This window comes from Streptomyces sp. NPDC002057 (assembly GCF_040296665.1).
Classification (GTDB): Bacteria; Actinomycetota; Actinomycetes; order Streptomycetales; family Streptomycetaceae; genus Streptomyces.
Window position 1 is genome coordinate 92,579 of the sequence record NZ_JBEOXR010000018.1, and the last position, 14,361, is coordinate 106,939.

General features: G+C 71.1%; 13 protein-coding genes and 2 tRNA genes. 3 read left to right on the forward strand and 12 right to left on the reverse strand.

The annotated features are described in order from the left end of the window. Positions 1 to 110: 110 nt before the first annotated feature. Positions 111 to 2,987 (reverse strand): leucine--tRNA ligase, encoded by a 2,877-nt coding sequence (gene leuS / locus ABT129_RS16875; RefSeq protein ID WP_351901534.1) that lies wholly within the window; start codon positions 2,985 to 2,987, stop codon positions 111 to 113. Positions 2,988 to 3,313: 326 nt separating this feature from the next. Next, positions 3,314 to 3,386: transfer RNA gene (locus tag ABT129_RS16880), tRNA-Ala, on the reverse strand. Positions 3,387 to 3,510: 124 nt separating this feature from the next. Here ABT129_RS16880 and ABT129_RS16885 point away from each other — a divergent pair. Beyond that, positions 3,511 to 4,731, forward strand: a complete 1,221-nt coding sequence (locus ABT129_RS16885) for a glycosyltransferase 87 family protein (protein ID WP_351901536.1) — start codon at positions 3,511 to 3,513, stop codon at positions 4,729 to 4,731. Here the strand turns inward: ABT129_RS16885 and ABT129_RS16890 are convergent. Together ABT129_RS16890 and ABT129_RS16895 are read right to left on the reverse strand one after the other, a co-directional pair. After that, complete coding sequence (locus tag ABT129_RS16890) at positions 4,710 to 4,943, reverse strand: hypothetical protein (protein ID WP_056559019.1); 234 nt, start codon at positions 4,941 to 4,943, stop codon at positions 4,710 to 4,712. The genes ABT129_RS16885 and ABT129_RS16890 overlap by 22 nt on opposite strands. A 137-nt stretch (positions 4,944 to 5,080) precedes the next feature. After that, complete coding sequence (locus ABT129_RS16895) at positions 5,081 to 6,514, reverse strand: MFS transporter (RefSeq protein WP_351901538.1); 1,434 nt, start codon at positions 6,512 to 6,514, stop codon at positions 5,081 to 5,083. A 101-nt stretch (positions 6,515 to 6,615) separates the two neighbouring features. On the opposite strand from ABT129_RS16895, the gene ABT129_RS16900 reads away from it, so the two are divergent. Then, entirely contained in the window at positions 6,616 to 7,521 is a 906-nt protein-coding gene (locus ABT129_RS16900) for a helix-turn-helix transcriptional regulator (RefSeq protein ID WP_351901540.1), read from the forward strand. A 3-nt stretch (positions 7,522 to 7,524) separates the two neighbouring features. On the opposite strand, the gene ABT129_RS16905 is transcribed toward ABT129_RS16900, so the two are convergent. The 7 genes from ABT129_RS16905 to ABT129_RS16935 all read right to left on the reverse strand — a co-directional run bounded on the left by ABT129_RS16905 (position 7,525) and on the right by ABT129_RS16935 (position 11,862). Next, positions 7,525 to 7,597 (reverse strand) — tRNA-Ala (locus ABT129_RS16905). Positions 7,598 to 7,691: 94 nt separating this feature from the next. Continuing rightward, on the reverse strand, positions 7,692 to 8,345 hold the full coding sequence (locus ABT129_RS16910; RefSeq protein ID WP_351901581.1) for a histidine phosphatase family protein: 654 nt from the start codon (positions 8,343 to 8,345) through the stop codon (positions 7,692 to 7,694). Next, complete coding sequence (gene rsfS, locus ABT129_RS16915; protein ID WP_351901542.1) at positions 8,342 to 8,809, reverse strand: ribosome silencing factor; 468 nt, start codon at positions 8,807 to 8,809, stop codon at positions 8,342 to 8,344. Before rsfS ends, ABT129_RS16910 begins: the two co-directional genes overlap by 4 nt. Before the next feature lie 83 nt (positions 8,810 to 8,892). Beyond that, positions 8,893 to 10,638: an LCP family protein gene (locus ABT129_RS16920; protein ID WP_351901544.1), complete on the reverse strand. Its 1,746-nt coding sequence runs from the start codon at positions 10,636 to 10,638 to the stop codon at positions 8,893 to 8,895. Between the two features lie 19 nt (positions 10,639 to 10,657). Beyond that, positions 10,658 to 11,278: a nicotinate-nucleotide adenylyltransferase gene (gene nadD, locus ABT129_RS16925; protein WP_351901546.1), complete on the reverse strand. Its 621-nt coding sequence runs from the start codon at positions 11,276 to 11,278 to the stop codon at positions 10,658 to 10,660. A 51-nt stretch (positions 11,279 to 11,329) separates the two neighbouring features. After that, positions 11,330 to 11,491, reverse strand: a complete 162-nt coding sequence (locus tag ABT129_RS16930) for a hypothetical protein (RefSeq protein ID WP_351901548.1) — start codon at positions 11,489 to 11,491, stop codon at positions 11,330 to 11,332. Between the two features lie 83 nt (positions 11,492 to 11,574). Next, complete coding sequence (locus ABT129_RS16935) at positions 11,575 to 11,862, reverse strand: hypothetical protein (RefSeq protein ID WP_351901585.1); 288 nt, start codon at positions 11,860 to 11,862, stop codon at positions 11,575 to 11,577. A gap of 128 nt (positions 11,863 to 11,990) precedes the next feature. Between ABT129_RS16935 and ABT129_RS16940 the strand changes: the two genes are divergently transcribed. Then, positions 11,991 to 13,109 (forward strand): M48 family metallopeptidase, encoded by a 1,119-nt coding sequence (locus tag ABT129_RS16940; RefSeq protein WP_351901550.1) that lies wholly within the window; start codon positions 11,991 to 11,993, stop codon positions 13,107 to 13,109. A 76-nt stretch (positions 13,110 to 13,185) separates the two neighbouring features. On the opposite strand, the gene ABT129_RS16945 is transcribed toward ABT129_RS16940, so the two are convergent. Beyond that, positions 13,186 to 14,277, reverse strand: a complete 1,092-nt coding sequence (locus ABT129_RS16945) for an SCO2583 family membrane protein (RefSeq protein WP_351901551.1) — start codon at positions 14,275 to 14,277, stop codon at positions 13,186 to 13,188. Between the last annotated feature and the right edge of the window lie 84 nt (positions 14,278 to 14,361).

Here is a 14,361-nt window from a genome sequence, read left to right on the forward strand (position 1 = left end):
AACCTGCCCGTAGGGGAAACCCCTATGCCGTCGGACGACAGCCCTCGGACCACCGCCCTCGGACGACAGCCTCAGGCGTCGCCCTCAGCGGGTCGCCGTCGGCCGTCTCGTCAGCCCGCGACGATGTTGACCAGCTTCGGCGCCCGCACGATCACCTTGCGGATCTCCGCGCCGCCCAGCGCCGCGACGACGTGCGCGTCGGCCAGCGCCAGCGTCTCCAGCTCCGCGTCCGTGATCGACGGCGCGACCTCCAGGCGGGCCTTGACCTTGCCCTTGATCTGCACGACGCAGGTCACGGTCTCGTCGACGACGTACGCCGGGTCGGCGACCGGGAAGCCCTGGTGGACGACCGATTCGGTGTGGCCCAGCTTGCGCCACAGCTCCTCGGCGATGTGCGGGGCCAGCGGGGCTGCCAGCAGCACCAGCTGCTCGGCGACCGGCCGGGAGAGCGCGCCGCCGGACTTGGTCAGGTGGTTGTTCAGCTCGGTGATCTTGGCGATGGCGGTGTTGAAGCGCATCGCGACCATGTCCTGGCCGACGCCGTCGATCGCCTTGTGCAGGGCGCGCAGCGAGTCCTCGTCGGGCGCGGTGTCGACGACGGTGACCTCACCGGTCGACTCGTCGACGATGTTGCGCCACAGCCGCTGCAGCAGCCGGTACTGGCCGACCACCGCGCGCGTGTCCCAGGGGCGCGACACGTCCAGCGGGCCCATCGCCATCTCGTACAGGCGCAGGGTGTCCGCGCCGTACTCGGAGCAGATCTCGTCGGGCGTCACGGCGTTCTTCAGGGACTTGCCCATCTTGCCCAGGACGCGGGTGACCTTCTCGCCCTGGTACCAGAAGCCGCCGTCCCGCTCCTCGACCTCGGCCGCCGGCACGGCGATCCCGCGCGCGTCCCGGTAGACGAAGGCCTGGATCATGCCCTGGTTGTACAGCTTGTGGAACGGCTCGGCCGAGGAGATGTGGCCCAGGTCGAACAGCATCTTGGACCAGAACCGCGCGTACAGCAGGTGCAGCACGGCGTGCTCGGCGCCGCCGACGTACAGGTCGACACCGCCGGTCGGCATGCCCTCGCGGGGGCCCATCCAGTACTGCTCGACAGCCGGGTCGACCAGCTGCTCGGAGTTGCGCGGGTCCAGGTAGCGCAGCTCGTACCAGCAGGAACCGGCCCAGTTGGGCATGGTGTTGGTCTCGCGGCGGTACGGGCGCGGACCCGCGCCGTCACCGAGGTCCAGGGTGACGTGGACCCAGTCCTCGTTGCGGGACAGCGGCGTCTCCGGCTGGGTGTCCGCGTCGTCCGGGTCGAAGGTGCGCGGCGAGTAGTCCTCGACCTCCGGCAGCTCCAGCGGCAGCATCGACTCGGGCAGCGAGTGGGCGACGCCGTCCTCGTCGTAGACGATCGGGAAGGGCTCGCCCCAGTAGCGCTGGCGGCTGAACAGCCAGTCGCGCAGCCGGAAGTTGACGGTGCCCTCGCCGATGCCGCGGTCGGTCAGCCAGGCGGTGATCCGCTCCTTGGCGTCGATGACGCCCAGGCCGTCGAGCGCCACGTCCTCGTTGGAGGAGTTGACCAGCTCGGCCTCGTACGAGGAGAAGGCCTCGTCCCAGGTCGACGGGTCGGTGCCGCGGTCGTCGCTCGGCTGCACGACGCAGCGCATCGGCAGTTCGAAGGCGCGGGCGAAGGCGAAGTCGCGGCTGTCGTGCGCCGGGACGGCCATGATGGCGCCGGTGCCGTAGCCCATCAGGACGTAGTCGGCGATGAAGACCGGGACCTGCTCGCCGCTGACCGGGTTGGTCGCGTACGCGCCGGTGAAGACGCCGGTCTTCTCCTTGGCGTCGGCCTGCCGCTCGACGTCGGACTTGGCGGCGGCCTGCTTGCGGTAGGCGTCGACGGCCTCGGACGGGGTGGCGTGTCCGCCGGTCCACACGGAGTGGGTGCCCTCGGGCCAGACGGCCGGGACGATCTTCTCGACCAGGTCGTGCTCGGGCGCCAGGACCATGTAGGTGGCGCCGAACAGGGTGTCCTGGCGGGTGGTGAAGACGGTGATCGCACCGGTGTCGCCGACCTGGAAGTCGACGCGGGCGCCCTCGGAGCGGCCGATCCAGTTCCGCTGCTGCAGCTTGATGGCCTCGGGCCAGTCCAGCGCGTCCAGGTCGTCGAGCAGGCGGTCCGCGTAGGCGGTGATCCGCATGTTCCACTGGCGCAGCTTGGACTTGAAGACGGGGAAGTTGCCGCGCTCGGAACGGCCGTCGGCGGTGACCTCCTCGTTGGCCAGGACCGTGCCCAGGCCGGGGCACCAGTTGACGGGCGCGTCGGAGGCGTACGCCAGGCGGTACTCGCCCAGGACGTCGGAGCGCTCGGCGGCGGTCAGCTCGCTCCACGCGCGCGCGTGGCCCGGGATCTCACGCGTGCCGTTCTCGAACTGCTCGATCAGCTCGGCGATCGGACGGGCCTTGGCGGCCTCTCCGTCGTACCAGGAGTTGAAGATCTGCAGGAAGATCCACTGGGTCCACTTGTAGTACTCCGGGTCGATCGTGGCGAACGACCGGCGCTTGTCGTGGCCCAGGCCCAGCCGGCGCAGCTGGACCTTCATGTTCTCCATGTTGGCCTCGGTGGACACCCGCGGGTGGGTGCCCGTCTGCACGGCGTACTGCTCGGCCGGCAGGCCGAAGGCGTCGAAGCCCAGGGTGTGCAGCACGTTGTGGCCGGTCATGCGCGCGTGGCGGGCGAAGACGTCCGTGGCGATGTAGCCGAGCGGGTGGCCGACGTGCAGGCCCGCACCCGAGGGGTACGGGAACATGTCCATGATGAACTTCTTGGGCCGGGCGGCGACCGCGGGGTCGCCCGCCAGGTCACCGGTGGGGTTCGGGGCCTCGTACGTGCCCTCGGCGTCCCAGAAGTCCTGCCAGCGTGCCTCGATGTCGGCGGCCATGGCCGCCGTGTAGCGATGCGGGGCCGCCGTCTCGGCGGCCGTATTGATCTCGGTCATGGTCCTTGAAGCTCCATCGATCGTCTCTGCCCACTGCCACGGACTGCCGTGAAATGAAAAATCCCCTCGCACAGGAGGGGACGCCGCGCCGACTCCGACAGATGTCTGTCATCCGTCGGGACTGATCAGCGCGGCTCGGTAAGCAGAAGGCGTACGGCACGCATGGCGCCAGGGTACCGCAGGGCCCGAGCGGGCCGCACCGGCGTTCCACGGTGCGGCACACGGCGGAGCCGGCCCGAAGACGCCGTGGGGGCCGACCCCGGGAAACGGTGGAGCCGGACACGAAGAAGCGGGCCACCCGATCCGGGTGACCCGCTTCTTTTCTGTGGAGCTAAGGAGAATTGAACTCCTGACCTCCTGCATGCCATGCAGGCGCTCTACCAACTGAGCTATAGCCCCTTGCTTGTTTCCGTCTCCGTCTCGGTTTCCCTCGCGGCGACAGACAGAACATTAACCGGCTCCCCGGCAGATCTCCAAATCGATTCTCCTGGCCCCTCTGACCTGCCGGGTAGGGTCGCCGACTGTGTCCGTCTCCGTGCTCTCCAAAACCCGCGCCCGGCCGTGGCCCCTGGCCACCGCCGCGGCGGTCTGTCTGCTCTCGTTCGCGGCCTTCTGGGTGGCGCAACGCCTCGCCCACGTGAACATGCTCGACGTGATGGTCTACCGGGCCGAGGGCGAGACGGTACGGGCGGGCGGTGACCTGTACGCGATGCGCGCCACCTCGGCGAACCTCGGCATGACCTACCCGCCCTTCGCGGCCCTGCTGTTCGTCCCCCTGACCCTCGTGGGCGTGCCGCTGATGCGGACGCTCACGACCGCCGGGAACCTGCTCCTGGTGGTCGCCCTGGTCCAGCTGTCGCTCCAGCTGGTGCGGCCGACGCTGTCCCGCACCGACCTGTGGCGCACGACGCTGTGGGTCGCCGCGATCGTGGTCTGGTGCGAGCCGGTGTGGACGACCCTGCGGTACGGCCAGATCAACCTGCTCATAGCGGTGGCGGTGCTCTGGGATCTCACCCGACGCCGGGGCAGCCGCTGGGCCGGCCTGGGGATCGGCCTCGCGACCGCGGTGAAACTCACACCGGGGCTCTTCGTGGTCCTGCTGCTCGTCGCGGGCGTGCTGCTGTGGCGTCGGGACCGCACCTGGAACACCTGGCTGCGCACCGCGGCCACGGCGACCGGGGTGTTCCTGGCGACGACGCTGGCCGTGGCGCTCGCGCTGCCGGCGGACTCGAAGAAGTTCTGGACGGAGACGCTGTTCGAGACCGGTCGGGTCGGCTTCGCCGAGGAGACCGCCAACCAGTCGATCCGCGGGGTCCTGGCCCGGCTGATGCACACCGACGACCCGGGCATGTGGTGGGCGGTGACCGCGGCCGTCCTGGGCGGCGCGGCGATGGTGCTGGCGGTCCGGGCCGCGCTGCGCGACGACAAGGCGGTGGCGGTGATCGTCTGCGCGTTCACGGCGCTGATGATCAGCCCGATCTCCTGGTCCCACCACTGGGTCTGGTGCGTGCCGCTGCTGATCCTGCTCGCGGACCGCGCCACGCGCCCGTGGCCGGTGACGGCGGCGGTGGCCCTGGCCTTCGCCTCGTTCGCGCTGTGGTGGGTTCCGCACGACCCGGGCCGGCCCGAACTGGACCAGAACGCCGCTCAGATGGTGCTGTCCGCCATCTATCCGCTGACGACGACGGCGCTGTTCGTGGGGTACGCGCTGACGCTGCGGCGTCAGGCCGTGGCGAAGGAGTAGAACCGTTTGAGGGTGCAGTGCTCGTCGAGGAGCCGGCCGTAGATCGGCTCCCCCTCGAGTTCGCGGTACGTCTCGATGGGGTCGCCTTTTATGATCAGCGCCCGCGCGCACTCCTCGCACCAGTACTGGAACCCCGGATTGACGGGTTCCATGTCGCGCACGATGGGCGTGCCGCTGCCGCACCAGTCGCACTTCCGCCTGTGTGCACCCATCAGTCAGCTCCAGCTGTGGCCGCAGGCCGTGCACCCATAGGACACCCCGCCGTTGTCGCCGAGCACTTGGGCCACCCTCCCGTCCGGATCCTCGTCCCCCTCCGGCCGTCCGATTCTGCCATGGCCTCGCAAGAGGGTCAGCGTGCTCGGCGCGGCGGCCCGACGGCGGCGCCGACGACCGCGGTGACGGCCAGGGCCAGGGTGGTCGCCCACAGCGCGTCGGCGGAGTCCCGCGCTCCGGGTCCCGCCGCCGCGCCGAGGAAGACGGTGCCGAAGGCGGCGACCCCGATCAGCTGACCGAGCTGGGTGACGGTCGCGAGCAGCCCGCTCGCGTCGGCCGCGTCCTCGGGCCGTACGGAGGCCAGCGCGCCCGTCAGGGCCGGGCTGAAGGCCAGCGAGATGCCCGCCCCGAGCGCCCCCAGCGCCGGGAAGAGCCCCCAGCCGCCCGTGCCGCCGTCCGCGAGCAGCCCGCCGACGGAGAGGGCGCCCGCGGCGGCGAGCAGGAACCCGCCCGGGATCAGCATCCGGCGCAGCCCGGCGGGCCACCGCCGCCAGGTCAGTCCGACGGTGCCGAAGACGACGGCGGCGGGTCCGAAGGTGAGTCCGGCGCGCAGCGCGCTCTGTCCGAGCCCGCCCTGCAGATGCAGGGTGAGGGTGAACAGGAAGCCGGCGTTGACGCCCATCGCCAGGGTGATCCACAGGACGGCCCGGCCCATGCCGGGGAGGCGCAGGACGCGCGGGGCGATGAGCGGCGCGCCGCCGCGCCGGGCGAGCCCCGCCTCGTACGCGCCGAAGAGGGCGAGCAGCACCAGGGAGCCGCCGAGCGAGAGCCAGGACCAGAGCGGCCAGTCCTGCTCCTGGCCGAGGACCAGGGGGACGGTCAGGAGGGACACGGCGGCCGCGAGGAGGACGAGGCCCGGCAGGTCGAGGGCACGCGCCCGCGTGGGTCCGGCCGGGGTGTCGCGGGGCAGCACCCGGGCGCCGAGGACCAGCAGCGCGACGCCGATCGGGACGTTGACGAGGAAGACGGGCCGCCAGCCGGTGCCGAAGAGGTCGGCGCTGACCAGGACGCCGCCGACGACCTGTCCCGCGGCGGCGCCGGTGGCCAGGACGGCGGAGTAGGCGCTGAGGGCCCGGACCCGGTGTTCGCCGGTGAAGTTGCGCTGGATGAGGCTGAGCACCTGGGGGATCATCAGGGCGGCGCCCGTGCCCTGGACGAGCCGGAAGGCGATCAACTGGCCTGTGTCGGCCGCGAGTCCGCAGGCCAGTGAGGCGGCGGTGAAGAGGGCGAGGCCGCCGAGGTACATCCGGCGGTGTCCGAAGAGGTCGCCGAGACGGGCGCCGGTGATCAGCAACACCGCGTAGGCGATGGTGTATCCGGCGACGACCAGCTGGAGCGCGGCCCCGGACGCGGAGAGTTCGGCGCGGATGGTGGGGGCGGCGACGTTGACGATGAAGACGTCGAGGAGCGCCATGAACTGGGCGGCGAGGACCACGCCGAGCAGGGGTCCGGGGCGATTGTCGGTGCCACCGTCTTTACTGAGTACGGGACGTCTTGCGGTCGAGGTCATGCGTCGAGCGTGACCTCGATCGGATACGGGTAACGAGAGCCCGCTGATACGGGTACTGACACCACCTGGCAGCAGCGGCACGGGGACTCGACCATGGGGGTGTGACGATCGTGGCAGCAATTCCTACACAGCGACGCCGACGGCCGGAACTGGCCGCGTTCCTGCGCGGCCGCCGGGCCAGGGTGACCCCGGAGGACGTGGGGATGCCGCCGGGGCTCCGCCGCCGCACGCCGGGGCTGCGCCGCGAGGAGGTCGCCCAGCTCTCCGGCGTCGGCGTCACCTGGTACACCTGGCTGGAACAGGGACGTCCGATCAACGCGTCCGCGCAGGTGCTCGACGCGGTCGCCCGCACGCTCCGGCTCGACCGTCCCGAGCGCGAGCACCTCTACCACCTGGCCGAGGTGCCGTTCGCGCCGGACAGATCGCCCTCGGACGTCGAGGTGGTCAGCCCGGAGATCCAGGGCATCCTCGACGCCCTCGACCCGCACCCGGCGGTGCTCTACAACGCGCGGTACGACGTGCTCGCGACGAACGCCATGTACGAGCGGCTCTTCTTCCAGGACGGACAGGGCCTGGACACCGGCCCGTTCGGCATACGCAACGTGCTGTGGGCGCTCTTCAGCGTGCCCGGACCCACCTGCCCGGTGGTCGACCGGAAGCGGGAGCTGCCGCTGATGGTGGCCCAGCTGAGGGGCGCGTACGGCCGCCATGTGGGCGAGCCCGCGTGGGAGGAGTACGTACGGCTCCTCGCGGAGGCCAGCCCGGAGTTCGCGCGGCTGTGGCGCAGCGGCGACGTCGTCCCTCCGGGGACGCGGGTGAAGGTCTTCCGCCACGAGCGGGTGGGCGAGGTCCGGTTGACCTCGGTCTCGCTCTCCGTGAACGGGATGCCGGAGTGCCGGATCGTGACGTACACGCCGAACGACGAGGAGAGCCGCCACGGGCTCGCGTCCCTGCGCGAGGTGACGGAACGACGAATCCCGCCCCCTGCTGGGGACGGGATCCGGTGATTGTGGAGCTAAGGAGAATTGAACTCCTGACCTCCTGCATGCCATGCAGGCGCTCTACCAACTGAGCTATAGCCCCTCGTGTTCTTCGCGCTCCGCGCTGCGAACAAGAAGAACTTTAGCCTGTGACCTGCCGGAAAGTGAAATCCGGCGCCGGCAGGCAGGTCGGGGGCTCAGTCGTCGTCGCCGAGGACCGGCTCGGGCAGCGTGCCCGCGTTGTGCTCCATCAGACGCCAGCCGCGGGCACCCTCGCCGAGGACCGACCAGCAGCAGTTCGTGAGGCCGCCCAGGCTCTCCCAGTGCTGGGATTCCAGGCCGAGGAGCCGGCCGATGGTGGTGCGGATCGTGCCGCCGTGGCTCACCACGACGAGCGTGCCGTTCTCGGGGAGCTTGTCGGCGTGCTCCAGGACCACCGGGGCGGCCCGGTCGGCCACCTCGGTCTCCAGCTCGCCGCCGCCCCGGCGCACGGGCTCGCCACGCTTCCACGCGGCGTACTGCTCGCCGTACCGCGCCACGATCTCGTCGTGGGTCAGCCCCTGCCACTCCCCCGCGTACGTCTCGCGCAGCGCGGAGTCGTGGGCGACGGTGTGGCCGGTGAGCACGGCCAGCTCGGCCGCGGTGGCCGCCGCGCGCTTCAGGTCGGAGGCGACGATGGCGTCCGGCTTCAGCGCGGCGAGCAGCCGGGCGGCCCGGCGCGCCTGGGCGACGCCGGCCTCCGTCAGCTCGATGTCGGTCGAGCCCTGGAAGCGGCGCTCCAGGTTCCAGGAGGTCTGGCCGTGGCGCCAGAGGACGATACGGCGGCCAGTGCCGCCCTTGGTGGTGTTCAGCTCAGCTCACCGTCCACCTCGTCCGGCAGCCCGGCGGCGTGCTCGGAGAGGTCGACACCGGTCAGGGCGGCGTGCTCGGCGCCCTTGCCGCGGGTCTTCGTCGCGTCCTCGGGCAGCGGCAGCTCGGGGCAGTCCTTCCACAGCCGCTCCAGGGCGTAGAAGACCCGCTCCTCGCTGTGCTGGACGTGGACGACGATGTCGACGTAGTCCAGGAGGATCCAGCGGGCGTCGCGGTCGCCCTCGCGGCGGACCGGCTTGGCGCCGAGGTCCTTGTTCAGGCGCTCCTCGATCTCGTCGACGATCGACTTGACCTGACGGTCGTTGGGCGCGGAGGCGAGCAGGAAGGCGTCGGTGATCGACAGCACATCACTGACGTCGTACGCGATGATGTCGTGCGCGAGCCGGTCTGCGGCCGCCTGAGCGGCGGCGTTGACGAGTTCGATGGAGCGATCCGTGGCGGTCACATGCAGGCTTTCGTCGGCGGTCCAGTACCCCTCCAGGGTCTCACGGACCGCCGACGGCCCCGCCAACGTTTTCCGGAGCGCCGTTACCGGGCCCCCGGAACCTTGTAGTCCTGGCCCAGGACCACGGTGACCGCGGTCGTTCCGGAGGGCTTGCCCCTGGCGACCGACCCGGCCGGCAGCCCCAGCGTCTCGGCGACCTCGGCCGCCGTCGCCTTCTGGGCGTCGTCACCGTAGAGGACCTGCGACTTCTCCTGGGTGTCCGCCTTGGTTCCGCCCACGAAGGCGTAGCCGCCGTTGATCAGGACGATCCGGGCTGCCTCGGTCGCGTCCTTGCCGGAGGCGTCCCGCAACGAGACGCGGGTCACATCGCCCGCCTCGGGGGCGGTGACCTTGCCGCCCAGGATGTCCTTCACCACACTGTCGCTCGCGCCGTCGGCCAGCGTGCCGTCCTGTGCCACCGGCAGCAGGGCCGTCTTGTGGTCGCCGATCTTGGCGTGCTCGGCGAGTTTGGCGAGGGAGGCCGCGAGGTCCTTCTCGGAGAGCGACGGATCGAAGATCTGGGTGAGGCTCTCGATGGTCACCGTGGCGGACTCGGGATTGTCCGAGATCTTGCGGAGCACCCCGTGGACGACCTGGCCGAAACGCTGGAGCTGCTTGGTGTCGGCCTCGCCGGGCGCGCGGTAGGTCGCGTAGGCGACGGCGGCCCGGCCGTTCAGGCTCTGCTTCTCGCCCTTGCGCACGAGCGGCTCGGCGCCCTTCTTCGGGGCGGGCACGTCCGTGTCGGTGTCCGTCTCGATGCCGCTGACGAGCTCGACGAGGTTCTCCAGGTACGGCGTGTCCAGGCGCCAGGTGCCGGTGATCGGGGCGCCGAGGAGGTTGCCGATCGCCTCCCGGGTCCCGCTGGAACCGTCGTCCTCGACCGACTTGCCGAGGGTGGTCGGGGCGCCCTCGGAGTCGGCGACGACGAGGGAGTTGGGGAGCAGGATCGTGGTGCCCTGGTTGGTGGTGGCGTTGTTCACGAGCAGCGCGGTGGAGGTCCCGCCGCCCGTGGTGTCGTGGAGGTGGAGGACGATCGTGTCGCGCTTCTGCGGACCGGTCGCGGTGTTCTGCTTCTGCTCCCCCTCGGACGACCCGGGGAGCATGCCCGCCGTCCAGAGGTAGCCGACGCCGCCGGCGACCGCGAGGACCAGCGCGACGACGAGCGCGATGACCCGGTTCTTCCCTCGGCGCCGGGCCTCCTCGCGCCGCTCCGAGCGGCTCTCGGTGAACTTCAGCCAGTCGATGACGTCCTCGGAGTCCTCGTCGGGCTCCTCGATGAACGAGAACTGCTCGGTGCGGTACTCGCGGTCGTCGTCGGCGGCGGCTTCCTGGCGGGCGGGGGCGGGCCGCTCGGAGGCCGGGCGCTGCCCGGGGACACCGGCCGGGGCCGCGACGGACGCGGCCGGCGGGGCCTGCACGGGTGCCTGGGCCTGTACGGGGGCGGGTGCGGGCTCCGCCTGGGTGGCCCACTGCTGTCCCGTGTCGTAGGACGGGTAGGTGTAGCCCTGCTGTCCGTACGGGTCGTACTGCTGCCCCTGGTGCTGCTGCGGCTGTTGGGGCTGCTGCTGTGGTTCCTGGTACTGCTGCTGGGCGTAGGGGTCGTAGCCGTACGCCTGTTGCGGCTGCTGGGCCTGCTGGGCCTGCTCCTGGCCGCCGTACGGGTCGTAGTGCTGCCCGGTGGCACCCTGGGGCGCCTGTGGCTGCTGGTACACCGGCTGCCCGTACTCGTCGTAGCCGATGATCTGCGGCTGCGGATAGTACGGGTCGTACGGATGCTGCTGATCGTTCACCGGTGCCCCTCCCCGAAGCTCACTCGCCGCGGTACAACTGGCGCTTGTCGATGTAGCGCACCACGCCGTCCGGGACCAGGTACCAGACGGGATCGCCCTGCGCGACCCTCGCCCGGCAGTCGGTGGAGGAGATGGCGAGCGCGGGCACCTCCACCAGCGAGACGCCGCCCTTGGGCAGTCCGTCGTCGGTGAGGTCGTGGCCCGGCCGGGTGACGCCGATGAAGTGCGCGAGCGAGAACAGCTCCTCGGCGTCGCGCCAGGTGAGGATCTGCGACAGCGCGTCGGCCCCGGTGATGAAGAAGAGGTCCGCGTCGCTGTTGAGAGAGCGCAGGTCCCGCAGGGTGTCGATGGTGTAGGTCGCGCCACCGCGGTCGATGTCGATCCGGCTGACCGAGAATTGTGGGTTGGACGCCGTCGCGATGACCGTCATCAGGTAGCGGTCCTCGGCGGCCGAGACGGCCTTGTGGCTCTTCTGCCACGGCTGCCCTGTCGGCACGAACACCACCTCGTCCAGGTGGAACAGGGCGGCCACCTCGCTCGCCGCCACCAGGTGTCCGTGGTGGATCGGGTCGAAGGTCCCGCCCATCACGCCGACTCGGCGCTTCCCGCGCCCGCCAGTAGGCACTTCCTGCTCTCCCATGCGTGCAGAGCCTACTGGCACGGCAGCGGACGCCTGATCAGGGTCGCCGGTTCAGCGGTCGCGGTTGAAGCGAGTGGTGATCCACAGCAGGAGCATCAGGGCACCGAAGGCACCCAGACCGGTGAGGTAGGGGCTGAGGCTTTCGTGGTTGCCGCCGTGCTCGGCGCCCTCGGCGAGAGAGACCAGGTTGGCGGCGGTGCTGTGGAGGCTCATCTTCGACAGACCTATCGATCGGGGATGGGAGCGGAGACTTCGCGCACATCGTATGCGGGCGGTCCGGACGGGCTCACGCCGACTCAGGCGTTGGCGTCACGGTCCTTGACCGTGTCCGGGGCTCGATCGGTCACGTCGGGGGCTCCGCCGGCGCCGTCCGGGGCTCCGCCGGCCACGTCCCGGCCTCCGCCGGCGCCGTCCGGGGCGTCGGAGTCCACGGTGTCATCGCTGCGGTAGCCCCGCAGGAGGAACCAGGCCAGCAGGGCGCCGCCCACCATCGAGGCGAGCAGCACGATGCGAAGCGTGTCCCCCGGCCCCTCCTGTGCGGCGGCCGCGAGCAGGGCGGCAGCGGTGTCGACGGTGTCCGGCATGTCGGTCGTGCTCCTCCGTGGTCGTTGGTGCCCGAGTTATCCACAGGCCCCGGCACACGGTAGCTCCACCGCCTAGGCTGGGTCCCGTCAGGGGGACGAGCACCGACTCGTACGAACAGGGGGCATCCATGACCGAGAACGACCAGGGGAACGTGCCGAGCAGGCAGCGGAAGCGGTTCCCCGGCATCTCCTCGCGGGCCTATGAGCATCCGGCCGACCGCTCGGCGCTGGTGGCGCTGCGCAAGCTCAGCGGCTTCGACACGGTCTTCAAGGCGCTCAGCGGGCTGCTGCCCGAGCGCAGCCTGCGACTCCTCTTCCTCTCGGACTCCGTCCGGGTGAGCGACGCGCAGTTCAGCCATCTCAACGACATGCTGCGGGACGCCTGTTACATCCTGGACCTGGAGAAGGTCCCGCCGATGTACGTGACGCAGGACCCCAAGCCCAACGCGATGTGCATCGGCCTGGACGAGCCGATCATCGTCGTCACCACCGGCCTGGTGGAGCTCCTCGACGAGGAGGAGATGCGGGCGGTCGTCGGCCACGAGGTCGGCCACGCCCTCTCCGGACACTCCGTGTACCGCACGGTGCTGCTCTTCCTGACGAGCCTGGCGCTCAAGATCGCCTGGATCCCGCTGGGCAACGTCGCGATCATGGCCATCGTGACGGCGCTGCGCGAGTGGTTCCGCAAGTCGGAGCTCTCGGCCGACCGGGCCGGGCTGCTCGTCGGCCAGGACGTGCAGGCCTCGATGCGCGGTCTGATGAAGATCGCCGGCGGCAACCACCTCCACGAGATGAACGTGGACGCGTTCCTGGCCCAGGCCGACGAGTACGAGAAGGCCGGGGACCTGCGGGACTCGGTCCTCAAGATCCTCAACGTGCTGCCGCGCACGCACCCCTTCACCACCGTGCGGGCGGCGGAGCTGAAGAAGTGGTCGGAGACCCGCGACTACCAGCGGATCATGGACGGTCACTACCCGAAGCGGTCGGAGGACAAGGACACCTCGGTCACGGACTCCTTCCGCGAGTCGGCCGGGCACTACGCCGACACGGTGCGGACCAGCAAGGATCCGCTGATGAAGCTGGTCGGCGACATAGCCGGGGGCGCCGGTGACCTGGCGGGCGACCTGGGCGGGCGGCTGCGCAACCGGTTCGCCGGCGGCCCGGGCAAGTCGGACGGTGGCGGCACCGCCGAGGACGACAAGGGCGCCGGGGACAGCGGCTCCGAGGACGGCCCGGCCAAGGCCTGAGCGTCACCCGGGCAAGGCCTGAGCGTCATCCGGCCAAGGCCTGAGCGTCAGGAGTGCCCGGACAAGGCCTGGAGCGTCAGGACGGGAGCGAGGGCTGGGCGCTCGGCGCGAGCGCTCCGCACAGCGAGGGGGCGGCGGGCCGGCCCGTGGCGTACGGGTCGGTGACCACCGGTCCGCCGGCCTCGGGGGCCCGCGCTCCCGCCAGGAGCGGTTTCAGGGAGCCGGTGGTGTCCGCGCCGCACGCCTGCGGGCCCGCCTCGACGGTGCTGGTGACCAGCTCGGTCCGGTGCATGCGCAGGTCCTCGCGGTCGAAGCGGAAGTGCACCTCGCGGTGGACGGTGAAGAGGGACGCCGCGGCGACCGGCCCACCGCCCTGGCCGGCCGGGCGGAGCGCGTAGGTGTACGTGTGGTCCGCGGTGACGTCCAGGGTGTCGGAGCTGGTCTCCTCGAAGCGGAGGGTGCCCTGGACGCGCACGGCGGGGTCCGCGAGGGCGACCTTCCGGGGGTCGAAGCGGACGAGCCAGGCGGCGAGGGCGTGCCGGCCGTCGTCGGCGGGTGTCTCGACGCTCCGGTCGAACTGTTCCAGCTGGTCGGGGTCGAGCAGCAGGCGCGGGGGACGCACGGTCGCCCCGGCCACCACGCCGGGCTCCAGGGAGGAGGCCACCAGGTACTCCTTGGCGATGCTGAGGGCGGTGACGACCTGGCTCTCGGCGAAGTGGGTGGTGCGTCCGGTGACGGGGAGGTTGATGCCGGCGGCGCCGGTGCGGTACTCGGCGACGGGGCTGTGGTCGAAGAGCCGGTCGGGCACCCCGCCCGGCACGGTGCCCTGCGGGGCGAGGGGGACCACGGTGGTCCGCAAGGGCTCGGCCCGCTGGTCGGCGGGCGGCTGGTACGGATTGCGCACCCCCAGGTAGATGGCGGTGCCGAAGGCCAGGAGGATCAGCAGGACCAGCAGGACGGCCTGACGGGAACCGCTCCGGCCCTCCCGGGGAGAGCCGAGACTGCGGACGGCCTGGGCGTGCTCGCCCATCCGTTCCCGGGCCGAGAACTCCTGGAGGTGGGCAGCGCGGACGAACGCCTCGTCGAAGACGACGGATCGGTACTCGTCCTCACCACCGCCGGGGAACCCCTCGGGCGTCCCCTCAGGCGGGTCGCCACGCCCTGCCATACCTTCAGGGTAGGTCCGCCGGGGCTTCGGTAAACGCCGAGCCGTCCGACAGTTCGGAAGAATTGCGCCGTCAGGGTGTGCGGG